The sequence below is a fragment of the Chryseobacterium antibioticum genome (assembly GCF_012927325.1).
GTDB classification, from domain to species: Bacteria; Bacteroidota; Bacteroidia; order Flavobacteriales; family Weeksellaceae; genus Chryseobacterium; species Chryseobacterium antibioticum.
In genome coordinates, this window is record NZ_JABBGI010000019.1 from 73,681 (window position 1) to 98,681 (window position 25,001).

Sequence of the window (25,001 nt, forward strand, 5' to 3'; positions counted from 1 at the left end):
TTGTTTGTTATTCGTTGATAAGAGCTTCGGCAGGGACGAATTCAAAATTAAATATTAAACTTAAAATTCCTCCTTTCAAAATTCCCTGACAAGAAACAACAGAAACAACTCTAAAACCCTCCCACTCTCAAACTCTCTAACCCCAAACGCCTAAACTCTGACAAAAATCAATCCCTGATTCCTGCTACCTTAAACCTAATTCGTATATTTGGGAGATTAAGAGAATTTATGTCAAAAACATCAGTACAGTTCGGGAAAGTTATCAGTCAGTGTCGTGATCTTTTCAGTAAAAAATTGCAGGATTACGGCGCAGCATGGAGGGTTTTGAGACCCAGTTCTATTACGGATCAGATTTACATTAAAGTGAACAGGATCCGTACGCTACAGATGACGGATAAAAAAATGGTGGATGAAAGCGAGGAAGATGAATTCATCGCCATCGTCAACTACTCTATCATCGGACTTATCCAGCTTGAAAAAGGGCTTTCCAATGATTTTAATGAAAATAAGGAAGAAGTTTTGAGTCTTTATGATCAATATTCTAATGATGCTCAGGCTTTAATGGAAAGAAAGAATCATGATTATGGTGAAGCATGGAGGGACATGAGAATTTCTTCTATCACTGATCTTATTTACCAGAAAGTACTGAGAACAAAACAGATCGAAGACAATCAAGGAAAAACCATCGTTTCTGAAGGTCTGGATGCCAATTATTTCGACATGCTAAACTATGCTGTTTTCTGTCTGATTAAGTTCTCTGAAAAAGAAAATATTTCCGAACCCCAAAAATAATTTAATATGATCAAAGGTTTATTACGGTTTATTATTGCTGTTATCTTCATTCTTTCAGGCTTTGTAAAGGCTGTGGATCTGGTAGGATTTTCTTTCAAGATGGAAGAATATTTTGCACCATCGGTTTTCAATATGCCATTCCTTGAAAAATTTGCCCTTCTGTTTTCGATCATTGTTGTCGTACTGGAGCTTTTCCTGGGTTTTATGCTTTTACTGAAACTGAAGCTTAAATTCACTCTTTCGGCGTTAATTGCCCTTTGTATCTTCTTTGGGTTCCTTACTTTTTATTCGGCTTATTTCAATGTGGTAACGGACTGCGGATGCTTTGGCGACGCGATCAAGTTTACGCCTTGGCAGAGCTTTATTAAAGATATTGTGCTTCTTGTTGGTCTTATGATCCTGTTCATTCTTTATAGAAAAGAATTCCGTAAAAAAGATGAGTACAGCAGCGATCATACGAAACCATCATCCGGTAAGTTCAGATATGCTCTTTTAGGCCTTTTTTCGGTGATCATGATTTACATTATGGCTCAGGGAATCATGCATGAACCACTGATTGATTTCCGTGATTATAAAATCGGGACGAGTATCAAAGCTGAAAAGGAAAAAATCAATAAAAACCCTTCAGAATACAAGACTTTTTACTCACTTAAAAACCAGAAAACCGGAGAGGTTTTAAAGGTGAACCAGGATGATTATATTAAAGAAACCAAATACTGGGCAGAAGGTTCTCCCTGGAAAATTGAGGAAGGCAAAAATGAATCTGTTCTGACGAAAGAAGGCTATAAATCTGAGATCGTAAAATTCAAAATTGAAGATCCTACAGGAATGGACCTGACGGATGAAATCATTAATGCCCCTAAAGCAATACTTGTTTTTTCTTATCATCCGAAAGAAGTTCCGGCTGATCTTATTCAGAAACTTGAAGCTAAAGTAAATGCCCAAAAAGGAGCTGTCATCTATGGCGTTTCTACAGATCAGAACACTTTTAAAACCATCAAAAATGCTATGATGGACGGAACTGCAATCAAAACTATTGCGAGAAGCAACCCGTTTATAGTGGTATTGGAGAAAGGAAAAATTGTAGACAAACAGCCTGCAAAAGACTATTTGAAATAGGAAGATTATTGTGAATCGTGAATGGTCAATAAGTAAATTCTGAATGGTTAATTTCAAATTTTGAATTAAAACTCTTCCAATCCCGAATCACGCAATTATCAAATTTAAACACTAAACTTAAACATACAATTACAAATGCAAAAATCAAATAAATCAATCGCTGGTTACCACCTTTTAATGATCCTTTCTTCTGTAGACGGAGAATTTGCTCCTGAAGAAGGAATGCTGATTCAGCAGTATATGGCAGACGAATTTCCGTTCAGAATGAATCTTGACAATGAACTGGAAACGCTGGCTCTTTTACAGCCTGAGGAATGGAAAGATCACTTTGAATTCCATGCAAGATGCTTCCATGATGATTCTACAGAAGATGAGCGCGTAAAATTTGCTCAATTCGCTAAAACACTGATCAAAGCTGATAATAAGGTGACTGATGAAGAGCACACCTTCTACAAGCTTTTGAAAAACCTGTGGAATTTAGCCTAGACAACACACCCAAAAACAAAATACATCATGAAGAAGTTTTATCTTGGAATATTAATTATGAGTGCTTCTACGATACAATCTCAAAAATTCCCTGCTTTAAAAGCTCCGATTGCGGAAAAGCAGGAACACATCCGGGAAATTCACGGTGATAAAGTGAATGATCCGTATTACTGGATGATCGATTATTTTAAAAAAGGAAAAGATTCTACGAAGGTGGTTGATTATCTGAAAGCCGAAAATACCTATTGGGAAGGCATGATGAAAGATACAGAACCTTTCAGGGACAAACTCTTCCAGGAAATGAAAGCCCGTATTAAGGAAAAAGATGAATCTGTTCCTGTCTTCGACAACGGATATTTTTATTATACCCGTACAGAAGCAGGAAAGCAGTATTTCAAATACTGCAGAAAGAAAGGCAGTCTTACTGCTCCTGAAGAGATCCTTCTGGATATAGATCAACTGGCGGAAGGACATCCTTATTATAATGCTACCGGTTTCAGCATAAGCCCGGACAACAGCAAACTGGTGTATGGCGTTGACGATGTTTCCAGAAGACAGTATACTTTATTTTTAAAGGATCTGAAGACCGGAAAAACAACCGATCTGGGTATTAAAAATACAGAAGGATCCGCAGAATGGGCGAATGACAATAAAACCATTTTTTATACGGAGAAGAACCCGGTTACTCTTTTGTCCGAAAAAATTAAAAAACATACGCTGGGAACTGATCCAGGCAAAGATGTGACGGTTTATGAGGAGAAAGACCATACCAACTATATTTCGGTATACAAGTCCAAAAATCAGAAATTCATTCTTATCTATTCAGGCGCCACAACGTCTTCTGAAACAAGATATCTAAATGCTGATGATCCGAACGGCACATTCAAAGTTTTCCAGCCGAGAATGAAGAATGTTTTATATTCTATCACTCCTTTGGAAGACAAATTCCTGATCCGAACGAATAAAGATGCGCTTAATTTTAAAATTGCAGAAACTCCTTTAGATAAAACAGGTGTTGAAAACTGGAAGGATTTTATTCCACACAGAAATGATGTTTTAATGCAGTCTGTGAGTGCGTTTAAAAACTATCTTGTTTTCAGTGAAAGACAGAATGGACTTACTCAGCTTGTTATTTACGACAGAAAGACCGCTAAAAAGGAAGCGTTAACATTTGACGAACCTGCTTACACCATTTCTTCACTGGAAAACCCCGAATACAACACAGATAATTTCCGTTTCGGCTATACTTCAATGATTACGCCTGTTTCACAATTTGAACAGGATCTGAAGACAGGAAAAAGAACGTTACTGAAACAACAGGAAATTCTTGGCGGTTATGCTAAAGACGAGTATACTACCGAAAGACTTTCCGCAACGGCAAAAGACGGAACAAAAATTCCGATCTCCATTGTGTATAAAAAAGGATTAAAAAAAGATGGAAACAGCCCGCTGCTTCTGTATGCCTATGGTTCTTACGGAAATTCAATGGATGCGGCTTTCAGCAGTACGAGGCTAAGTCTTCTGAACAGAGGTTTTGCTTTTGCCATGGCTCACATCCGTGGTGGCCAGGAAATGGGAAGACAATGGTATGAAGACGGAAAAATGATGAAAAAGAAGAATACCTTCACCGATTTCATCGATGCCGGAGAATATCTGGTTAAAGAAAAATACACATCACCAAAACATCTTTATGCTCAGGGCGGAAGCGCGGGAGGACTTTTGATGGGCGCTGTCGCGAATATGAGTCCAAATTTATGGAACGGGATGATTTCACAGGTTCCTTTCGTAGATGTGGTTAATACAATGCTTGACGAAAGTATTCCATTGACGACTAACGAATATGATGAATGGGGAAATCCAAACAATAAGGAAGCTTATTTCTATATGAAATCTTATTCTCCATACGAAAATATCGAAAAGAAAAATTATCCAAACCTTTTGGTAACAACAGGACTTCATGATTCTCAGGTACAATATTTTGAACCTGCGAAATGGGTTTCCAAACTTAGGGATATGAAAACGGATAAAAACGTATTGCTGTTAAAAACAGACATGAATTATGGCCACGGTGGTGCTTCGGGAAGGTTTGATTACCTGAAGGATATTTCCCTGGTGTATGCTTTCATGTTTAAACTTGAAGGGATTGATAAGTAATTAAACATCTGACAGATTTTGCGATTAATTTTAAAATTAAAATTTAGTAGAAGACAAAGTAATATTGGAATTAAAATCAATAAAAAAGTAGTTAACTACCTTTAAATCTGCTAAATCATTACAATCTGCGCGAAATAAAAATAATAAACAATAATTCACATAATTATATAAGGCTATGAGAAGAAAAATAGTTGCAGGAAACTGGAAAATGAACAAAAATGTCATTGACGCACAACAGTTAATGATTCAATTACTTAGCTATAAAAATAGTAACACCACCAACTGCGAAGTATGGATAGCGCCACCTTCTTTATATCTGATGATGGCTAAAGATATCTTCGAAAAGGATGAGATTGGCGTATTCTCTCAGGATATGAGCGAGCATGAAAGCGGTGCTTATACAGGAGAACTTTCTGCAGATATGCTGGAATCTATCGATGCGACAGGTTCATTAATCGGGCACTCTGAAAGAAGACAATACCACGGTGAAACAGATTCTCACTGCAACAGAAAGATCAAATTAGCTCTTGATAAAGGACTGATCCCTGTATACTGTAACGGTGAAACGCTTGAACAGAGAAAGGCTGGACAGCATTTTGAAGTGGTGAAAAACCAAACTGAAGTTGCTCTTTTCACACTTTCTGCTGAAGAGATCAAAAAAGTAGTGATCGCTTACGAACCGGTTTGGGCGATCGGAACAGGTGAAACAGCTTCTCCGGCTCAGGCTCAGGAGATTCATGCACACATCAGAAGCATCATCGCTGCAAAATACGGACAGGAGGTGGCTGACGAAATTTCTATCCTTTACGGAGGTTCTGTGAAGCCTGATAATGCGAAAGAGATTTTCTCTCAGCCTGATATCGATGGTGGACTGATCGGAGGTGCCGCTTTAAAATTAGAGGATTTTTCTAAAATTATTGAAGGTTTTAATTCGTAGGTTTCGGCTAAAGCCAATTTCTATTGAATTTAAAAACATATAGAGTTAAAAACGGCGGCATCTTCGATGCCGCCGTTTTCTTAAAAAAAATCTAATTATTGAATATCGACTACATACATTGTTCCTTGGTCTACTTTTCTGGTTTTAGGAAGGATCTTCGCTTTTGGATTTCCGTTTCCGTCGTCTAAAATTCCAAAATCATCATCATTGAAGACTGCTAGTTTATTGTTGCCTAAATAAACGATGCCTTCAAATTTATCATGTTCATATCCTAATTTTGCTACCAGATCTACAGCTAAAACCTTGGAAACAGGCTTTATTCCTGCATTCGTAATTTCATCCCACGTAGACTGTTCTAAAGCTTTATTATTGATCTTCATACCGTCAACAGCCGCAATATCGGTCCCGTTCACGTCTGAAGCTCCAGCAAAATTGATCCGGTATACTTTTTTGGTTCCTCCCTGAGAGCCAAAGTTTCCGTCTCTTTCTATCACAAGAAATTCCGTACTGCTGATGGCTGTAATATCACATACAGAATCTGATGCCCCTCCATTTTGCTTATACAGATACTGTTTCGTCTGTCCTGTTGCAATATCAAAAGTGACAATTCTGGTTAACGTTGTATTTGTGGCGAGAGTTTTTGTAGGAACATACATGGTAGACTGAATGGTTCCTACCAGCATTTTCCCATCCGGAGTGATGCACAGTCCTTCCATACCCCTGTTCGCTCTTCTTTTCGCCAAAACAGCCGGTAGTTTTCTTGGTCCGGTATTGACTCCTATCGGGCTTATTCTTTCCAACTCCACTCCCTCTGCATTATAATGAACGATGTGCGGACCATATTCGTCAGAAACCCAAAAAGTTCCGTCTGCTGCCGCTACAATACTTTCACTGTCCAGTCCGTAATTGTCTGTTCCCAAAACATTTCCTGATGAGTCGTAGGCTGTTTCTCCTGTACTTCCCATTCCTGCAGGGTTCGGAAGACCTGTGATCGGCTGGCCGGAAGGATTTTTAAGTTTAATATATTTAATGACCTCTATATTTCCTTCTGCATTGATCTTAAAATGCATAATTGTTGGCGTAAAATTCGGGGCTGGAAATTTCTTTCCGTTCAGATAATCCGTATTCGGGCCACGGTCGGTGATCACATAAAACTCCCCTTTTCTCGTTGGATGGGCAGCTGCGCCTGAACCGAAGCCACCGTTAATAACATCTACCCCATTAATAGTTGTCAATTTGGAGAAAGGAAATTCCTGAGGAAGTTTAGCATAATTGATATCCTGGTTATTCATCTTGTTGTCATCATCTTTACATGATGCAAGCGCTGTGAATACGATCGCCGATAACAGCAGTTTTCTCATAGTTACTTTTATGCCGCGAAAGTATACATTGATTATAAACTGATGTTGAATTTAATAACAATTGTATTTTAACAATAAGATCGTTAGATGAATTTATTTTAAACACTTGAATTAATCCGAATATCATCAATCTTCTTTTTAATTCTTTATTAAATCAAAAAACCATCTTCCTAAAAGTAATCTGACAGCTAAACAAATAAAGAAACCATACAATAATTCACAAAACAGCTTCAAAAATTTATATGATATATTTGCAGCAGTTAAGGCTGAACATCTGTTCATTAACAGGGAATCAAGTGAGAAGAAATTCAATGCTTGGGCTGTACCCGCAACTGTAAGCTGTTTTAAACTTTGAGTACAATAGGCCACTGGATCTCAATCCGGGAAGGCGTACTTCGAGAAGCGAGCCAGGAGACCTGCCTTATCTGCGTTCACTTCAGGAAAAGAAGGATCTGAAAAAGATTCTTATTCTTTTTCCTGCGGGAAAGTTTCGGGAATAAAACTTTAATTTAATTATATTATGAAAAAGATCTATCTTTTTTTCCTGCTGCTATGTCTGCAGCTATTCTCTGCCCAGTTTACAGAGAATGATATTAAATTCTGGGTAGGAACAGGCTCCAAAAAAGCTTATTTCATCGCCGATTTTAATGACAGCAATAATCCTACATCGTATGCCTGGGGCTATCGGTATGATGCGAATAATCTTACGATGGAAGACCTCATCAATGCTATTGATGCCGCAGATCCTAAAATAGAAGCAGAAGTGCCTTCTGGTTTTCTTTACAGTTTCAACTACAACCATCACATTCCAAGTTTGGAAGATTACTGGTCTACCTGGTCCGGTCCTACTGTAGAAAACATGAATTTGAATAATGGCGTAAACAATGATCCATTAGTTAATGGAAAATGGTATGGTATTTCTTTCGGTTATGGATTCACCTCTACTACGCCTCCACTTTCCCATCCTTCTCCTCCTGTGGCAGCTTACAGCTCTTTCTGGTACAATCCTTCACAGATCACCAACTGGATCGGAACGGGAAGCAATACAAGTCTTGTTGTTATCGATTTTGGGACGAACAATTCAAATGGTGAAGCTCATTCCTTTGTTTTTGGAATTAAATACAATGGAAGCTTAACCGCTGAGCAGGCTCTTCAGCTGATTCATGCACAAGCTCCTTATTTCAATTTTACATCAGTAAGCGACCAGATCAGTACATTATCTCTCAATAATTTTACAGGAAATACATCAGGAACCAATACGTGGAAGCTTTTCAAAGGAAAAGACCTTTCAAGCTGGAGAGGACACACCAATTTATCTCAAATCCAGTTGGGAAATAACGACTGGCTGGGCCTTAGCTTTGGAAACAGAATACCATTTACTCCAAGAGAAGCATCAAGCTCTATTTTAAGTGTTTCTGACATCAATAAAAAGGAATTCAGAATCTATCCTAATCCGGCAAGTGATTTTATCCAGATAGAAACTGTAGAAAGTATTAAAGAAGTGAATATCTATACTGTTTCAGGAGAAAAGATATTGACTGCAAATACAGCAAGACTCAATATTCAGGCCTTGAAAACCGGAAATTATATGGTGGAAATTAAAACATCAAAGAATACGACGGTTCATAAGATCATTAAAAAATAGATGGAAACGCGCCTCGAGGGGCGCGTTTTTGTTTTTATAACCTTTGAAGTGATGAAGTTGAGTGCTTTTTAAACCACCCCGTCAAAAATTCTTTGAATTTTCGCCACCCCTCCATCGTAGGGGAATTGGGGTCGACAAATTTTTGTCGCTGTGAAAATCTTTGATTTTCATAGAACTTAAGTGATCTTCTTTTCACAAATTTTTTAAGCTTGAAAGTAGCCAAAGTGCTAAAAAACTTTTGCCCCTTTTGTGGTTAAAATACAAATCAAGCAATAAAAAAACGCACCGGAAATCCGGTGCGTTTTTCAATATTCCTGAAAAGGAAATTATTTTTTCTCTGTAGATCTCTGTAAAACTTCGTCTACCATTCCATAGCCTTTAGCTTCCTCAGAAGTCATCCAGTAATCTCTGTCTGAAGACTTTTCTACCCATTCGTACGTTTGTCCTGAGTGGTGACCGATGATCTCATAAAGCTCCTGCTTTAATTTAAGCATCTCTCTCAAGTTGATCTCCATATCTGAAGCTACTCCCTGAGCACCTCCTGAAGGCTGGTGAATCATTACTCTTGAATGCTTAAGTGCAGAACGTTTTCCTTTTTCTCCTGCCACAAGAAGTACCGCTCCCATTGAAGCTGCCATTCCTGTACAGATCGTAGCTACGTCCGGCTTGATGATCTGCATCGTGTCATAGATTCCTAAACCTGCATAAACGCTTCCTCCCGGAGAGTTGATGTAAATCTGAATATCCTTGGCAGAATCAGAACTTTCTAAGAATAAAAGCTGGGCTGTTACAATGTTAGCAACCTGATCGTCAATTCCTGTTCCTAAGAAGATAATTCTGTCCATCATCAGACGTGAAAACACGTCCATCTGGGCAACGTTTAATCTTCTTTCTTCCATAATATACGGCGTAAGATTCGTTGGACCATACATTCCCATATACTGATCGGTAGCAAGACCGCTATTTCCTAAATGTTTTACAGAGAAATCTCTGAAGTCTTTTTTAATGTCCATATTGTCTATTATGTATTATATAAATATTTATCGAAGTTTAAATTACAACTTTTATTCCTAAAATTTTATAGGACTTTTTGTCAGAGAATTCCGGCCTGATGCTCAGCGGTATGTCTGCAATTTATCTTTTCCTATCAACGTAAATACCTTTGATAGGTGAATATTCAATAATATCGCTTAATCTGATGGATGCCTGTTTCAGCAGGGTAATCTTTTTGATCAGCTCATAATATTTCACTTCATCCGTTCCGCTGTACTGATCCAGCTGTCTTGCAGTTTCTTTGATCAGATAGTCAATATATCTGTATTTATGCAACAGAACGTCTCCCTGCACCTGTTCCGCTATTTTGTCACCGTAATTGGGAGGGAAAATATTTCGGGAACCCCAGTTTTCCAGTTCATCCAAAGGAATCAGGGCATCTACTACCTTGGAAGTAATTTCTTCATCCATAAAAGCTACAAAAAAGTTCCCGCTTCTCAGCTCATCCTTTTGAATACCATCTTTCACCTGATTGATGATAATTTCATTGCCTTTTACTAAAAAATTATATTGTTCTTCTTCAAAATGCAGAAGGATTTCTTCAATGACGGTAATCTGATATTCTTCGTTCTTTTCATTGGTTCTTTTCAAAACAACATCGCCAAACATCAGCATATGATCCACAAGCTTGCTTTCCATAAACAGAACATCATACAAATAAGGATCTTCTTTTTCCTCATCCAGAGGCACAATTTCAAGCTTAGCAGGAGCTTTTTCTTTTTGCTGCTGAACGTGTTGATGCTGATTTTGTGTGATCTGTTTCTGAACATCCAGTTCATTGAAAAGACTTTGTTCCGAAAGTCCGAATTTATTGGAAACCTCTTTCAGATAAACTTCTCTTTTCAGTGCATTCTGTACAAAAGAAACCGATTTTACGATATTCTGAATCGCTTCGGCTTTTTTTATGGGATCATTTCCAGCATCTTTTAAAAGGATCTCTGCTTTAAAGTCGATGAAGTCTGTCGCTTCATTTTCGATGAACTTTTCTACATAATCCTGCGGATGTTTTCTGGCAAATGAATCCGGATCATCACCTTCCGGGAAAAGCAGGACACGAATGTTCATCCCTTCCGTCAAAAGCATATCAATACTTCTGAAGCTCGCCTTGATCCCGGCATTATCACCGTCAAAAAGAATGGTTACGTTTTCCGTCAGCCTTTTGATCAGTTTAATCTGTTCAATAGTTAAAGATGTTCCTGAACTGGCCACTACATTCTCGATCCCTGACATATGAAGCGCGATCACGTCCATATAACCCTCTACAAGCAGACAGTTATTTTTTCTGGAAATTGCCTGTTTACTCTGATTTAAACCATAAAGAACATTGGATTTATGGTAAATTTCCGTTTCCGGCGAGTTAAGATATTTAGCAGTTTTGACATTATTCTTAAGAATCCTTGCCCCAAAACCTAAAACCCTGCCCGAAAAACTGTGAATAGGGAAAATAACTCTTTCTCTGAAACGGTCGATTCCGGATGGTGTATTTTCGGGGAATATAGAAAGTCCGGATTTTTCAAGAATATCTTTCGTGTAGCCCTTTTCCTCCGCATAAACGGTGAAGGCATTTTTCTTTTCCACGGAATATCCAAGCTGGAACTTTTTGATGATATCATCTTTCAGCTCACGTTCTCTGAAATACGCCAAACCAATACTTCTTCCTTCTTCCGAATCCCAAAGAATCTCCTGAAAATAAGTATTGGCCACTTCGTGAATTTTATACAGCTGATCTTTTTCGGTATGTGCATGTTTTGCTTCTTCAGAAAATTCACGTTGATCTTCTTCAATTTCGATCCCGTATTTTTTAGCCGCGTGGCGAAGGGCTTCTGGATAGGTAAAATTTTCAATCTCCATCAGGAAAGAAATGGCAGTTCCCCCTTTTCCTGTTGAGAAGTCTTTCCAAATCTGTTTGCTTGGTGAAACAACGAAACTCGGAGACTTTTCATCATGAAAAGGACTGAGCCCTTTAAAGTTAGACCCGGCTCTTTTCAGCTGAACGTACTCTCCTACTATCTCTTCTACCCGTATCGTTGAAAAAATTTTGTCTATGGTCTGTTTGGAAATCATAGCGTAAAAATAAGTAAATTTATACAGATATCGGATATTGGAAATTAGATACAAATTGTTAATTCTATCTATTTTTTAACTTATAAATCACTTTCATTGATTATTTTTGAAAACAGTTTTAAATACTACTTTTATTTTAATGGCACGTTTTAAAAAACTTAAATAAATAATGAACTATACGATACAAAACATCGAAGACTGGCAGGAAGTTGTCGATAAGATCATTCCTCACTTAAAGCATAACATCCTTCTTTTAAAAGGAAACCTTGGTGCAGGCAAAACGACATTCACTCAGTTTCTTCTCAAAAATCTGGGAAGCCAGGATGAAGTGAACTCTCCTACCTACTCTATTGTCAACGAATACAGTACACCTGAAGGAAAGATCTACCACTTCGACCTTTACCGTTTAAAAAACATTGAAGAAGTCTATGATATCGGGATTGAAGAATACCTGGATAATGCGTTTTTATGCATCATAGAATGGCCTGAAGTGTATGAAGAAGAGCTCTACGAGCTTAAGTACCACACAATGAGCATTGTGAATACAGGGGATGAAAGAGAAATTTCATTCGAGTAAATATTATGTATCTTTGCTTCATAAATTCAATTGAAAAACAACAACCTGTAAGACATAATTTATTTAAAGAATGAGTACTACAAATATTTTTACTCCTTTTACTGAAGAAGAATTGATGCCGAAAGAAGAAAAGTTGGAGGTTATTAAGAAAGGAAAGCAGTTCAGTATTGGAATTCCTAAAGAGACCTGTCTTAACGAAAGGAGAACGTGCATTACTCCGGATGCGGTACAGGTACTGGTAGAACACGGCCATGAACTCATTATAGAAGCAGGTGCCGGAGAAGGCTCTTTTTTTACAGATTTGCAGTATTCTGAATCTGGAGCAAAGATCACCAATGATCCTAAAGAAGCTTTCGGACAGGATCTTATTCTGAAAATTAATCCTCCTACAGAAGATGAGATTGATTATATGAAACCTAATACGTATCTGGTTTCAGCCCTTCAGATCAACCTTAGAGATAAAGCTTATTTCCTGAAGTTGGCGGAGAGAAAGATCAATGCCATCGCTTTTGAATTTATCGTTGACGAATACAAACAGCTTGCTTTGGTAAGACTGATCGGCGAAATTGCAGGAACAGTATCTGTTTTATATGCATCTGAACTTCTTGCGCTGTCAAACGGCTTAATGCTGGGCGGCATCACAGGAGTGAGACCTGCAGAAGTTGTTATTTTAGGAGCAGGCATTGTGGGAGAATTTGCCACAAAAGCAGCTATCGGACTTGGAGCCAGCGTAAGGGTTTTTGACAACTCCCTTTCAAAGCTGAGAAGACTTCATACCCTTGTAGACAGCCGCGTTCCGACTTCAATTATTGATCCTAAAGAATTAAGCAAAGCATTAAGACGTGCCGATGTGGTTATCGGTGCACTTCCGAGATTGAATATGACCCCTATCGTTACGGAAGAAATGGTCGCGAAAATGAAGAAAGGCAGTGTGATTATCGATATTACCATAGACAACGGTAAAGTGATAGAAACGTCTGAGCTAACGACGATGGAGGATCCTTATATCATCAAACACGGTGTTATCCACTGTGGGCTCCCGAATCTTACGTCAAGAATGCCGAGAACCACTACAAAAGCGATCTCCAATTTCTTTCTTTCCTATATTCTGAATTATGATGAAGAAGGCGGTTTTGAAAATATGCTGATCCGCAAAAATGAAATGAAGCAGAGTCTGTATATGTACAAAGGAAGACATACCAAAAAAGTGATATGCGACCGTTTCGGACTTACTTACCATGATATCAATCTTTTAATTTTCTAATGAAAAAGTTTAAATTCTTTTTAATAGGCCTTGTTCCTGGTCTGATTCTTGTATTTTTTATTTTAAACAAAAAAGGCGCGAGCTGCAGCGGATATCTTCCCAACAGCCGTGTGATCGCAGAAACCCTGTCTAAGGAATTCAAATATTCTGAAGACGTCAAAAACGGAATGATCACTTATAAAATTGATGAGAAATTTATAAAAGACAGCATCATTACCAATGGAAAAGTAGATTTTGACAGAAGTCATGCTCAGAAAAAACCATGTCCGGACTATGTTATTACCTATCCTGAGAAGAATCCTTCTTATGAGATCACTTTTGAAAAGTGTGAAGAAACCGTCAATGTCAACAGTCTTAAAAAACTTAAATAATCCTAAAGATCTTTTACTAACTTTGTTTACAGATCATTAACCGTTATTTTTATGGAAGGCAATTACTACATGATCCACGATTATCTGATATTCACTGGAGTTTTTGCTATTTTCTTTCTGCTCACAGTCAGCATCTACCTGTTCAGCCAGAACAGCAACTTCAGACATAAAAATACGAGGCTGTCTGAAACCAATAAGATCATTGAACAGAAGCTGAATGAAGTTCAGCTGGAACATATCGGCACAAAACTAAATCCCCATCTCTTTAAGAATATCCTGAATTCTGTACAGTCCCACGCCTACCAGACCTATATGTCTCTGGATAAGCTGGCGAATGTCCTGGATTATATTTTATACGAAAGCAACAATAAATTTGTAAGCCCGAAAGAGGAACTGAATTTTGCCTTAAGCCTTATTGAGATCAATAAAATAAAGATCAATCCCCTCTTTGATTTCAGGATCAAGTCTAAAATCAATAAATCTGATGCGGTGTATGAAGAAAAGGTTTTCGCTCCGCTGATCTCTGTCGACCTCATTGAAAATGCCTTCAAACATACAGATTTTCTGGCTCAGGACTCTTTTATCTCGATCCATATGGAGCTTGAAAACAGGATTTTCACCATGAAAGTCAGCAACAAGTCTTCCTTAAAGAATATTCTGGAAAAGGAAAACAGCGGTTTTGGAAGCCAGTCACTGGATCAAAGGCTTAAAATGATTTACAGCAATCATTACCAGCTTGAAAAAAGTTCGAAAAACGGTATCTTCACGGCAGAATTAAAAATCAATTTAGGAGAATTCTATGATAAAATGCGTTATTCTTGACGATGAATTACTGGCGATCAGTTATTTAAAACTTCTATGCGAACAGATCGAAAATGTAGAAGTGGTAAAGGCATTCAACGATCCTAAAATTTTCCTGAGTGAAATAGACAACATCGACTGTAATTTGTGCATCCTGGATATTGAAATGCCGGGAATGACCGGACTTCAGGTGGCAGAAATTATTTCCGGCTCCAAAAAGATCATCTTTACCACCGCTTATAAAGAATATGCAGCAGAAGCTTTTGATCTGAATGTGGTAGACTACGTAAGAAAACCCATCAAAAAAGAAAGGCTGATCCAGGCTTTCGAAAAAGCAAAAGAACTCGTAGATGCTCCTCATAAAAAAGATCTGATCGAATGGAACACCAATATCGGCAGGACCGTTATTTTTACTGAACAGATCGCCTACATTAAAACATCCGAGATCGACAGCCGTGACAAAGATATCATCCTGAACGACGGAACCATCATTGTCCTTAAAAATCTCAGTTTTAAAACGCTTCTTGAAATGCTTCCTTCCAAAGATTTCGCCCAGGTGAATAAAAAAGAGATCATAGCCCTGGCTTCCATCAAGGTATTTTCTACCAACGAAGTCATTACCACCATTCAGACGGAAAGCGATCATTTCCTTAAACTCCAGATTGGAGAAGCTTATAAAAATTCATTAATGGAACTGTTCGGAAAGTAGATCTTTCAGACCTTTGCGGTTTCACTGCAGAATACCGTGGTTTCATTACATCTTCTCCTTTTGCGATCTCTGTCCTGTTTATTTTTGCTACAGATTAAATGATTTTATAATGAAAAACTGGATGTATGCAGCAGGAATTCTCATATCCGGGCTTTGCTTTTCTCAGGAAACAGGTTCAAAGGTAAAAGTCGCCTTTTTCAACGGAATTGTAGCAGCAGGATATGTAGATCATGGAGCTTTTATCAACTTTACAGGTCCGAACGTCAGCTTTACCGATAAAGGACTAAAACTGATCGCCGGAATGCTTCCTTCACTTCGGATTAAAGAAGATCATTCTCCGGGGACGAAAAATAGCCCGATCACACCCAACCTTGGAGCAGGTCTTACAGTAGTGTACAAAAAGATAGCGCTTCAGATCCCGGTCTATTATAACACAAAAACATCTTCACAAAACGGAACCTGGAAAGTTGGAATCGGCTTGGGATATTCATTAAAATAGATTTTTTTGAAGTCAGGAAGTTGGGTCGTAGGAGTGAAGTTATTAAGGCCCTAATAGGTTACCCTTGTCAAGGTTTAAAACCTTGACAAGGGTAAAGAATCAAAACTAGTAAGTTTCGTATTCACTTTTTTAACCTGCCTCTTCCCGCTCCCTTCTCCATAATCTCAATTTCGTTAATTAGGCTTAAGGTTTTTATTACATTATTTAGAACATTTATTACATTTTAAAAAGAAGGGGTATTCAACATCAATATATTCTCATCAACTTTGCATTAAAATATTAGGAATCATGAACTGGGGAAAATACAGAAATTTAATTTTTTACATATCGACCATCGCCTTTTTTTCCTGCCTGATGTACTTCTTCATCATAGAAGGACAGACGCTGGAGATCAGGGAAAATATAGTCAAAAAAACCAATACGGGCTCTACCTGGGAGAATTTCCAGGAATCTTTTAAAGCCAACCTGCACCATCCGCTGGCCTTGCTTCTTGCACAGATCGTCACCATTATTTTGGTCGCAAGACTTTTTGGGTGGATCTGTATGAAAATCAAGCAGCCTACCGTAATTGGTGAAATGATTGCGGGGATTGTTTTGGGACCATCACTTCTTGGTATGTACTTTCCTGAATTTTCTGCTTCTCTTTTCCCGAAAGAATCTTTAGGTAACTTACAGTTTTTGAGTCAGATAGGACTTATTCTGTTTATGTACATCGTTGGGATGGAGCTGGATCTTAGCGTATTAAGAAAAAAAGCTCATGATGCGGTGGTGATCAGTCACGCAAGTATTATCATCCCTTTTGCACTTGGTATTGGGCTTTCTTATTTTGTGTATCAGGAATTTGCACCGGAAGGCATCCAGTTTACATCATTTGCCTTATTTATTGCTATTTCAATGAGTATCACTGCATTTCCAGTGCTGGCAAGGATTGTTCAGGAGAGAAATCTTCAGAAAACCAAACTGGGAACGATTGTTATTACCTGTGCGGCAGCAGATGATATTACAGCATGGTGTATCCTTGCAGCCGTTATTGCCATTGTAAAAGCAGGTTCTTTCACCAGTTCTATTTATGTGATCATTATGGCTATTGCCTATGTATTTTTAATGATCAAGATTGTAAGACCATTTTTAAAAAGAATCGGGGATCTTCAGGCGGGTAAAAACACCATCAGTAAACCGATGGTCGCTATTTTCTTCCTGACGTTGATTCTTTCTGCATATGCTACGGAAGTTATCGGTATCCATGCATTATTCGGAGCATTTATGGCGGGAGCTATTATGCCGGAAAATGCAAAATTCCGTACCCTTTTCATCGATAAGGTTGAAGATGTGGCTTTAGTGCTTCTTCTTCCGCTGTTCTTTGTATTTACAGGTCTCCGTACACAAATCGGGCTATTGAATGATGGTCATTTGTGGATGACGGCAGGATTTATCATCTTAACCGCCGTTACAGGAAAATTCATAGGAAGCGCACTCACAGCACGGTTCGTAGGAATCAACTGGAAAGAAAGTTTAACGATCGGTGCTTTGATGAACACCAGAGGATTAATGGAGCTTATTGTCCTCAATATCGGGTATGATCTTGGCGTATTAAGTCCAGAGATCTTTGCAATGCTCGTTATTATGGCTTTGTTTACCACTTTTATGACGGGACCTGCTTTAGACTTTATTAATTTTATTTTTAAATCTAAAAAAAGTGACGAAGAAATTCATGATGGTAACGATTCCAAATACCGCGTATTACTTTCTTTTGATATCCCTGAATCCGGAAGCACTCTTCTGAAGCTGGCTCACGATTTCACCAATAAAATGAATGGCAATAAAAGCATCACCGCGATGAATATTGCTCCCGTAGACGAAATGCACGCTTATGATATTGATGAGTATGAAGATGCGCAGTTCAAAAACGTCATCGAAACTTCGCACGACCTGAAACTGGAAGTGACTACCCTTTTCAAAGCTTCTACGGATATTCAAAATGACCTTGCAGGGATTTCAAATAAAGGAAATTATGATCTTCTTCTGATCATGCTCGGTAAGTCTATGTATGAAGGTAGTTTACTGGGAAGACTTCTTGGATTTACCACGAAGATCATCAACCCGGAAAAACTTCTGAACACGGTAAAAGGTAAAGGAAATATTTTCAACAATTCTCCTTTTGACGATTTTACGCTTCAGATCCTTGATAAGACCCATATTCCGGTAGGTATTATGGTAGAAAAAGATTTCAAATCAGCGGATAAAGTATTTGTTCCTATTTTTAACCTGAGCGATTTTTATCTGTTGGAATATGCGAAAAGGCTGATCAACAATAACAATTCACAGATCATTATCCTTGATGCGGCCGGACAGATCCGTAATAATATCGAGGTTAAAGAGCTGATCAGAAGCATTGAACAGGTAGCCCCGAACCACATCACTTTATATAACGAGAAAAAGATTGAGAAAGAATTCCTAAACTCACAGGATCTGATGCTGATCAGCAGTAAAAGCTGGAAAAATCTGATCGATAGTAAGAGCCTTTGGTTGTCTGATATCCCTTCGACATTGATTATCTCGAATCCATAGAATTAATGTAACAATGTAGCGGTATAACAATGTAACAATAGAATAATCCCAGGGGATTATAATAGATATTGATTGATAAACTGATACATTGTTATATTGTTATATTGTTACATTATTTTTCCTTCCTGAGTTTTAGAAGTTTTTGAAATGCCTCAGAAATTCTTTTCTGCTCTCCTTCAATATAATCACTGCTGAAAGGTGCACCACAATCCAAACTATTGGTTACATGAACCAATTTTTCTTTTTCAAAATAATTCCGGTTTTCTTCAATCTCTGATTTTTTAAAGTCAAACGCTTCCGTATCATGATTTTCTTTCATGGCTTTGACATCATAAAACATCGGGCGGTTGTAGGTATATATCTTCTCAAAAACAAAAGACAGATGTCCGTTAAGCAGATAATATTCGGTAAGTACCTGCCCCATTTCACCGTAAAGTCTTGTCGTCATCTTTTCTAAACGGCCTTTCTGATCATAAAATACAGCTTCCCCTCCTTCTGCGGATTCTCCTTCTATGTCTTTCTTTTTAATGGAACTCCATTGATTAATAGAATTGATTCTTTTAAAATTGGCGCGGATCGGTTTCAGTCTGTCTGTTAAATATTCGTTGACGGCAATATCATTTTCCCTGAAGGATTCTTTGATCTTTATCGTATCATATGGTATGACCTGCAAAGAAGCAGAAAGCTGCCGCTTTCCAATTTCGGGTGTGAAGGTTTCCGCATTACTCCAATGTATGACAGTAATTACTACCAGTAAAGTATAAAAACAATTCTTCATGATCATTGTATTTTGTCGTGATATTGATCTGCTGTTCTATAACAAAGCTAGTTAATCTTCATGATAATGCACCTGTGTAGGGTGGCTCATTGGTGCATTCTATAATAAAAACCAGCTTTTAAAAGTGGGTTTTTATCTTCCGGGAGTGATTCAATAAGTTTGTTTTGTGTTAATTCACGAATCTATTTCACTTTAAGAAAAGTTCCTTCTAACGTTGCATTCATTCCAAACTCACAATCTGATGTCTGCACAGACGGAACTGACGTAATTGATATAAATCCATTATAAAATGTAACGAGGAATGAACATGATTTATTGATTTCAATAGTAAACTGATTATTTTTAATCATCACCTCCCCCGACGCATCTGCAATATTTCTGCCCGGAGCCCTGGTCACAGAACCAATGTCATAGGAATACATCTGATCTTTAATCTTTTTAATAGCAATACTTCCCTGATACCCATTTTCTCCATATTGATAGGTATACGTTCCTTCGAAACGATCAGATGGAACAGGTGAAAATATTTCCGGTTTCGGATTTACTTTAGTTTGAACAGCAAGTACCATGGGATAAACAGCATCAGACTTTGTGGAAGACCAGTCTCCCTCTAATTTTCCATTTTTTAAGACCCCATCAATAATTCCGCTGATATTCCCATCATTTTCAAATTCCTCCAGATGATAATGATTTCCAGAATTCAGCGTTCCTATTATTTTAATGGGTTTCTTTTCTTTAGTTTTTACATATCTGATGTTCCCTAAAACGACATTCTTTGAAATGCTGACGTTAAGTTCAACAGGGATTTTTTGGTCAATAAGACCGCTAAAGCTATAACTCGCGTCAGTATTTTTTTGCTGAGCGTGACAGATGCCTGCGGCAAAGCATATACTAAATACTATTTTTTTCAGATAATTCATATTATTAGATTTTAATGATACAATGGATAAGATTCAGTGAAGTCATTTTTTTTCACAAAAAGACCTCTTCATACAAAAGTACAAAAAGACGACTATGACACTCCTACTTCTAACAGGAAAAGACAATAAAAACTGGCCCGTGTTTTATGGATTTAATTGTATTGAATAAAGTAATCCCCAAACAAAAAATCAACTGGAATTCAATTATTTATAAAGACAAACGTATTAAAATTGCAGATTTAATCTCATTTACAAAGGAATATTCATTATTTTTAAACCATTCTTTTAGGATCAAAGAAAAATAAATCTAACCTTTTATCAATGAAAAAAATAAGTTTCGTCTGCCTTAGTCTATTAGTGTTTACAGCCTGCAAAAATGAGTCAAAAAAAACAGTCAATGAAACAGTAACAGCTAAAAAAGACAGCACTCCGGTTAAAAAAACTGCGGTAGAAAATACACCCGTTACTGAAACCAAAGGAATTCTCACCCTGAAAGAATGTACTGAAAAACAGATAGAATACGAAACGGAACAGGAGTGTATCTTTAAAAACGCCTCTGTTGATCAAGTCTATAGAAGAACGATAAAAGATAAAGAGATAGAAAAAGCAGAGCAGCTATTGGCCAACCTTCCCACAGAAAACACAACAAAAGAAATCAACAACGATGGCCTTGTTTCCATTACCTACACAGTGACTTCAAAAAAAACCGAAATCGAATTTCTTTTTGAGGGCGGGGTAACAACGCTAAGCTTGGAACAACAGAATAAGGACGTTAAAAGAACGATTATTCACAGCGCAGATTAAGCCGGCAAAGAAGCACCATAATAATTTAAGTCAAAAATATCCTGAGTTTAAAAAATATTTTATACCTTCGCTTGGTGAATTTCAATAACACGACATATTATTATAGAATTTTTAGCTCAGATCTGGGATAGGGATTCTTGTGAACATAACATATAAACCTCGTCCTAGGACGGGGTTTTTTATTTTAAAAATTTAAAAAGATGAAAATAAGTATTATTGGTGCAGGTTTAATCGGGGGTTCAATGGCTTTAAAATTAAGAGAGAAGGGCATTGCAGATTTCATCTATGGGATTGATAACAATCAGCAGCATATCAGTAAAGCACTGGAACTTAAAATTATTGATGCGGGTACAGATCTCGAATACGGGGTTAAAAATGCTGATTTTATCATCATCGCCGTTCCTGTAGATGCAGCGAGAAAGTTGCTTCCTGATGTTTTGGATTTAATATCTGACAACCAAACTGTAATGGATGCCGGATCTACAAAAGCCGGGATTGTCAACTCAGTTAAAGACCATCCGAAACGTTCCAGATTTGTGGCTTTTCACCCCATGTGGGGTACGGAAAACAGCGGTCCTGCATCTGCTGTTTCCGACAGTTTTTCAGGAAAGGCAGGGGTTATCTGCAACAAGGAAGAATCGGCACCCGACGCCCTTCAATTGGTAGAAAAAGTGGCAGAAAACCTTGATATGCACCTGATCTACATGAATGCCGAAGATCACGACATTCATACAGCTTATATTTCACATATTTCCCACATTACGTCTTACGCTTTGGCCAACACTGTTTTGGAAAAAGAACGTGAGGAGGAAACGATTTTTCAACTTGCCAGTTCCGGTTTCTCCAGCACGGTACGTCTTGCAAAATCGCATCCGGAAATGTGGGTTCCCATTTTTAAACAAAACAAAGAAAACGTTCTCGATGTTCTGAATGAACATATTACCCAGCTTAGAAAATTTAAGGCTGCATTAGAAAAAGAAAACTATGAATACCTTGAAGAGCTGATTACCAATGCGAACAGGATCAGAGGCATATTAAGGTAAAATAGGTAGCAGGTAATAGGTTACAGATGGTAAGACTTCACAACAATTTTATTGATATTGGGTGTTTTTTACCTCTATTTTTAAAGCATTCAATAATAAATCAAAGGCTGTATTCTAAAACTTCGACTAATATTACCTGCTACCTAATCCCTTTCACCTCTTTTAAAATTTCATCATCAGTCTAACTCCATTACACGGTTATTCAAAACGTAATAGTTGGCAGGAATGGGCTGTATATTACGGATTTTTCGTATTAATAATTCAAAGCCTTTACTTTCAAACTGCGGTCATCTATCACCTGCTACTTACGATCTGTTCCCTAAAACCTATATCCTTTACCACTTTTATTTTAACTTTATTAAAAATTATTTTAACTTTATTAAAAAAAAGTATTACTTTCGTAAAAAATATAATCCATGAAACTTCCGACGGTTTGTCCAAGTTGCGAAAATACTTTAAACGTAAGTCAGATGAAATGCCCGAGCTGTAAAACAGAAGTCAGCGGCGACTACGAACTTCCCGTTTTGCTTAAACTGAACAGGGAAGAACAGGAATTTGTTCTGAATTTTTTCCTTTCCAGCGGAAGCATTAAGGAAATGGCCAAGCAGGCCGGACTCTCCTACCCGACTATGAGAAACAAAATGGACGACCTGATCACTAAAGTAGGACAACTAAAAACGAACGTGTAAACTCAACAAGATGAACTGGAAAACAATATTTAATCCTTTTGAAAGGTTTGATGATAAACTGCTTCTTGTTATTGGGCTGTTGGGAACGGCTCTGGCTATTTTAATGGGCTATTGGACAGGTACTTTTTTCAGCAGCATATATAAAGTCAACAGTTTGGAAAAAGTAACGCTTCAGGCTGTAGCTATTCCAACCTTAATAAGTTTTGCATCTGCCATAGTGATTCTTTTCATATTAGGTAAAATTTTAAACAGTAAAACGAGACTAATAGATATCGTCAACACTGTATTAATTTCGCAGCTCTTGCTGGTTATTCTGCAGGCAACGGAAAAAATATCCTTTATAAAAGAAGCTCAGGACCGATTGATCAGCCATCAGAAAAACCTTTCAGAAACTTTGCCCGTTGGAGATCTTATGGTTACAATAGGTATGGCATCATTCGCCCTTATTATTTTAATCTATAGTATAACCATTTATTACAACGGTTTTAAAACCGCTACCAATATCAAAAAATGGCATCATATTGTTCTTTTCGCAGCAGTATCACTCATTATGACTTTGATATGCCAAATATTACTATCTAAATACTTCTAAATATCATGAAAATCAAATTCTTATTCGTGCTGGTCTTTCTGGCACACCTTTGTCACGCCCAAATCGAAGGCAGCTGGAACGGAGAAATCGACATCCAGGCAATGAAACTACCCATCATATTGAAAATCAAAAAAAGTCCGGAAGGATACTCTTCTCTGCTCAATAGTCCTAAACAAAGCAAAGATGATATTACCGTAGACCAAACAGTTTTCAGTAATAATGAGCTTAGTTTTGAGATCAAAAAAATCAATGCCAGCTATAAAGGAATTTTCAAGGAAGATCATTTTGAAGGAAACTTCAGCCAGAATGGGAAAATAATTTCTTTAGACCTGTTCAGACATCTTCCTGCTTCTAAAAATTCTGATGTCCCTTACCTCAATGGAAAAGCAATTAACAAAGAAAAAATAGATGACTTTCTGAAATATATCGCTGAGAAAAACCAGGGTATTGGCAGTGTATCTATTTTCAGAAACGGCGTTCAGGAATACCATAAAGATTTCGGCCAACAGCAATTAACCAACGTGACTTATGATAAAGACACGCAATATCAGATAGGATCTATCAGTAAAATGATCACCGCAGTGATGCTGATGCAGCTGGTTGAAAACGGGAAGCTTAAACTGGATGAAAAACTCTCAAAATACTATCCCGAGATCCCTAACGCTAAAAAAATCACCATAAAACAAATGCTGAACCACACCAGCGGACTCGGCGATTATGCAGGTGAAGCAAAGGATAATTGGCTTTTCGGAAAGGCGGTAGGTGATAAAGCCATTGTTGCGGAAATCAAAAAACAGGGCGCCAGCTTTGAACCCGGAAAGAAAGCTAAATACTCCAATTCGGCCTATTTCCTTTTGAGCAGAATTCTGGAAAAAATCTCCGGCAAACCATATAATATCATATTAAAAGAAAACATCCTGGAAAAAGCAGGAATGAAGCATACTTTCTCGGTATTGGATGACCCTAAGAATGTTTTTAAATCTTATAAATTCACAGACGGAAGCTGGAACGAAGTCCCGGATTTTAATTTCCGCAATTGCGTAGGATTAGGTGATATCACTTCTACGACAGAAGATATGAATACTTTCATCGATGCTTTATTCAACGGAAAATTCATTAAAAAAGAGACGCTTGAAATGATGACTTCCAATAAAGAGGAGAAGTTCTTCGGAACCGGAATTATGAAAGTGCCTTTCTACAACATTATTGCCTACGGACACGGTGGTGATACAGCAGGTTCTCACTCTATGTTATCGTATGAGCCAACGGACAAACTTTCTTTTGCGGTAACCGTTAACGGAGAAAATTTTCCCCACAATGATTTATACATTGGAATTTTAAATCAACTGTACGGAAGAGATTATCAATATCTATCGTTTGACACTGGAAAATCTGATCCTGAACTAAAAAAATATGAAGGGGAATATGAATCAAAAGAAATTCCGATTCCTTTGACGGTATTTTCCAAAAACGGAGCTTTGTTTGCTCAGGGAACGGGGCAACCGGAATTTCCTCTGGAAAATATTGAAAAAAATAAATTCCAGTTTGAAAAAGGCGGTATCACAATTCTCTTTATTCCGGAAAGCAAACAAATGCAACTCATCCAGAATGGAAAAACGCACCTGTTTAATAAAAAGTAGTTTGAATTCTTTTTTAACCGTTAAGGGGTTTTAAGTTTTTAAGAACATTAAGTTGAGCTCTGCTTTAAGAATTACACTTAAAAAAAATCAATTGATTTTATCTGAACTCTTCTTCATCTCTTCACTGCTCTTAAT

Annotated in this window: 23 protein-coding genes and 1 riboswitch; of the genes, 18 read left to right on the plus strand and 5 right to left on the minus strand. The window is 37.6% G+C overall.

Features of this window, described 5'->3' with window-relative positions; translation table 11 throughout:
• Nucleotides 1-228 precede the first annotated feature (228 nt).
• The 5 genes from HHL23_RS15230 to tpiA all read left to right on the plus strand — a co-directional run bounded on the left by HHL23_RS15230 (nt 229) and on the right by tpiA (nt 5,488).
• Nucleotides 229-792 (plus strand): DUF1599 domain-containing protein, encoded by a 564-nt coding sequence (locus HHL23_RS15230; protein WP_169235648.1) that lies wholly within the window; start codon nt 229-231, stop codon nt 790-792.
• A 6-nt stretch (nt 793-798) separates the two neighbouring features.
• Nucleotides 799-1,911 (plus strand): BT_3928 family protein, encoded by a 1,113-nt coding sequence (locus HHL23_RS15235; protein WP_169235649.1) that lies wholly within the window; start codon nt 799-801, stop codon nt 1,909-1,911.
• 135 nt (nt 1,912-2,046) lie between these two features.
• Nucleotides 2,047-2,397 (plus strand): tellurite resistance TerB family protein, encoded by a 351-nt coding sequence (locus HHL23_RS15240; protein ID WP_169235650.1) that lies wholly within the window; start codon nt 2,047-2,049, stop codon nt 2,395-2,397.
• Between the two features lie 27 nt (nt 2,398-2,424).
• Nucleotides 2,425-4,551, plus strand: a complete 2,127-nt coding sequence (locus HHL23_RS15245; RefSeq protein ID WP_169235651.1) for a S9 family peptidase — start codon at nt 2,425-2,427, stop codon at nt 4,549-4,551.
• A 175-nt stretch (nt 4,552-4,726) separates the two neighbouring features.
• A complete protein-coding gene (gene tpiA, locus HHL23_RS15250; protein WP_169235652.1) occupies nt 4,727-5,488 on the plus strand; it encodes a triose-phosphate isomerase in 762 nt (253 codons plus the stop codon).
• Between the two features lie 95 nt (nt 5,489-5,583).
• Here tpiA and HHL23_RS15255 read toward each other — a convergent pair whose 3' ends face one another.
• The gene (locus tag HHL23_RS15255) at nt 5,584-6,849 is read right to left on the minus strand and encodes an esterase-like activity of phytase family protein (RefSeq protein ID WP_169235653.1); all 1,266 of its coding nucleotides are present in this window, start codon (nt 6,847-6,849) and stop codon (nt 5,584-5,586) included.
• Nucleotides 6,850-7,095: 246 nt separating this feature from the next.
• Nucleotides 7,096-7,287, plus strand: a riboswitch (cobalamin riboswitch).
• An 82-nt stretch (nt 7,288-7,369) separates the two neighbouring features.
• On the opposite strand from HHL23_RS15255, the gene HHL23_RS15260 reads away from it, so the two are divergent.
• Nucleotides 7,370-8,494: a T9SS type A sorting domain-containing protein gene (locus tag HHL23_RS15260; protein WP_169235654.1), complete on the plus strand. Its 1,125-nt coding sequence runs from the start codon at nt 7,370-7,372 to the stop codon at nt 8,492-8,494.
• A gap of 326 nt (nt 8,495-8,820) precedes the next feature.
• On the opposite strand, the gene clpP is transcribed toward HHL23_RS15260, so the two are convergent.
• Together clpP and dnaG are read right to left on the minus strand one after the other, a co-directional pair.
• Entirely contained in the window at nt 8,821-9,507 is a 687-nt protein-coding gene (gene clpP, locus HHL23_RS15265) for an ATP-dependent Clp endopeptidase proteolytic subunit ClpP (protein WP_169235655.1), read from the minus strand.
• A 121-nt stretch (nt 9,508-9,628) separates the two neighbouring features.
• Nucleotides 9,629-11,611 carry a DNA primase gene (gene dnaG / locus HHL23_RS15270; RefSeq protein WP_169235656.1) on the minus strand — a complete coding sequence of 661 codons (1,983 nt, stop codon included), beginning with the start codon at nt 11,609-11,611 and terminating at the stop codon, nt 9,629-9,631.
• A 169-nt stretch (nt 11,612-11,780) separates the two neighbouring features.
• Between dnaG and tsaE the strand changes: the two genes are divergently transcribed.
• The 7 genes from tsaE to HHL23_RS15305 all read left to right on the plus strand — a co-directional run bounded on the left by tsaE (nt 11,781) and on the right by HHL23_RS15305 (nt 18,400).
• Nucleotides 11,781-12,188 (plus strand): tRNA (adenosine(37)-N6)-threonylcarbamoyltransferase complex ATPase subunit type 1 TsaE, encoded by a 408-nt coding sequence (tsaE, locus tag HHL23_RS15275; RefSeq protein ID WP_169235657.1) that lies wholly within the window; start codon nt 11,781-11,783, stop codon nt 12,186-12,188.
• A 70-nt stretch (nt 12,189-12,258) separates the two neighbouring features.
• The gene (locus tag HHL23_RS15280; protein ID WP_169235658.1) at nt 12,259-13,452 is read left to right on the plus strand and encodes an alanine dehydrogenase; all 1,194 of its coding nucleotides are present in this window, start codon (nt 12,259-12,261) and stop codon (nt 13,450-13,452) included.
• A complete protein-coding gene (locus HHL23_RS15285; RefSeq protein ID WP_169235659.1) occupies nt 13,452-13,823 on the plus strand; it encodes a hypothetical protein in 372 nt (123 codons plus the stop codon). Before HHL23_RS15280 ends, HHL23_RS15285 begins: the two co-directional genes overlap by 1 nt.
• Nucleotides 13,824-13,874: 51 nt before the next feature.
• On the plus strand, nt 13,875-14,645 hold the full coding sequence (locus HHL23_RS15290; protein WP_169235660.1) for a histidine kinase: 771 nt from the start codon (nt 13,875-13,877) through the stop codon (nt 14,643-14,645).
• On the plus strand, nt 14,623-15,333 hold the full coding sequence (locus HHL23_RS15295) for a LytR/AlgR family response regulator transcription factor (protein WP_169235661.1): 711 nt from the start codon (nt 14,623-14,625) through the stop codon (nt 15,331-15,333). The genes HHL23_RS15290 and HHL23_RS15295 overlap by 23 nt, the downstream gene beginning before the upstream one ends.
• A 109-nt stretch (nt 15,334-15,442) precedes the next feature.
• A complete protein-coding gene (locus HHL23_RS15300; RefSeq protein ID WP_169235662.1) occupies nt 15,443-15,832 on the plus strand; it encodes a hypothetical protein in 390 nt (129 codons plus the stop codon).
• A gap of 288 nt (nt 15,833-16,120) precedes the next feature.
• A complete protein-coding gene (locus HHL23_RS15305) occupies nt 16,121-18,400 on the plus strand; it encodes a cation:proton antiporter (RefSeq protein ID WP_169235663.1) in 2,280 nt (759 codons plus the stop codon).
• Nucleotides 18,401-18,512: 112 nt separating this feature from the next.
• On the opposite strand, the gene HHL23_RS15310 is transcribed toward HHL23_RS15305, so the two are convergent.
• Entirely contained in the window at nt 18,513-19,178 is a 666-nt protein-coding gene (locus HHL23_RS15310; RefSeq protein WP_169235664.1) for a hypothetical protein, read from the minus strand.
• A 182-nt stretch (nt 19,179-19,360) separates the two neighbouring features.
• Nucleotides 19,361-20,098: a hypothetical protein gene (locus tag HHL23_RS15315; protein ID WP_169235665.1), complete on the minus strand. Its 738-nt coding sequence runs from the start codon at nt 20,096-20,098 to the stop codon at nt 19,361-19,363.
• A 321-nt stretch (nt 20,099-20,419) separates the two neighbouring features.
• Here HHL23_RS15315 and HHL23_RS15320 point away from each other — a divergent pair, with 321 nt between their 5' ends.
• The 5 genes from HHL23_RS15320 (at nt 20,420) to HHL23_RS15340 (ending at nt 24,866) form a co-directional block, all read left to right on the plus strand.
• Nucleotides 20,420-20,902 (plus strand): hypothetical protein, encoded by a 483-nt coding sequence (locus HHL23_RS15320; RefSeq protein ID WP_169235666.1) that lies wholly within the window; start codon nt 20,420-20,422, stop codon nt 20,900-20,902.
• A gap of 200 nt (nt 20,903-21,102) precedes the next feature.
• Nucleotides 21,103-21,945, plus strand: a complete 843-nt coding sequence (locus HHL23_RS15325) for a prephenate dehydrogenase (protein ID WP_169235667.1) — start codon at nt 21,103-21,105, stop codon at nt 21,943-21,945.
• Between the two features lie 416 nt (nt 21,946-22,361).
• The gene (locus HHL23_RS15330; protein WP_169235668.1) at nt 22,362-22,634 is read left to right on the plus strand and encodes a DUF2089 family protein; all 273 of its coding nucleotides are present in this window, start codon (nt 22,362-22,364) and stop codon (nt 22,632-22,634) included.
• A 10-nt stretch (nt 22,635-22,644) separates the two neighbouring features.
• A complete protein-coding gene (locus HHL23_RS15335; RefSeq protein WP_169235669.1) occupies nt 22,645-23,226 on the plus strand; it encodes a YIP1 family protein in 582 nt (193 codons plus the stop codon).
• 5 nt (nt 23,227-23,231) lie between these two features.
• Nucleotides 23,232-24,866: a serine hydrolase domain-containing protein gene (locus HHL23_RS15340; RefSeq protein WP_169235670.1), complete on the plus strand. Its 1,635-nt coding sequence runs from the start codon at nt 23,232-23,234 to the stop codon at nt 24,864-24,866.
• Nucleotides 24,867-25,001 lie beyond the last annotated feature (135 nt).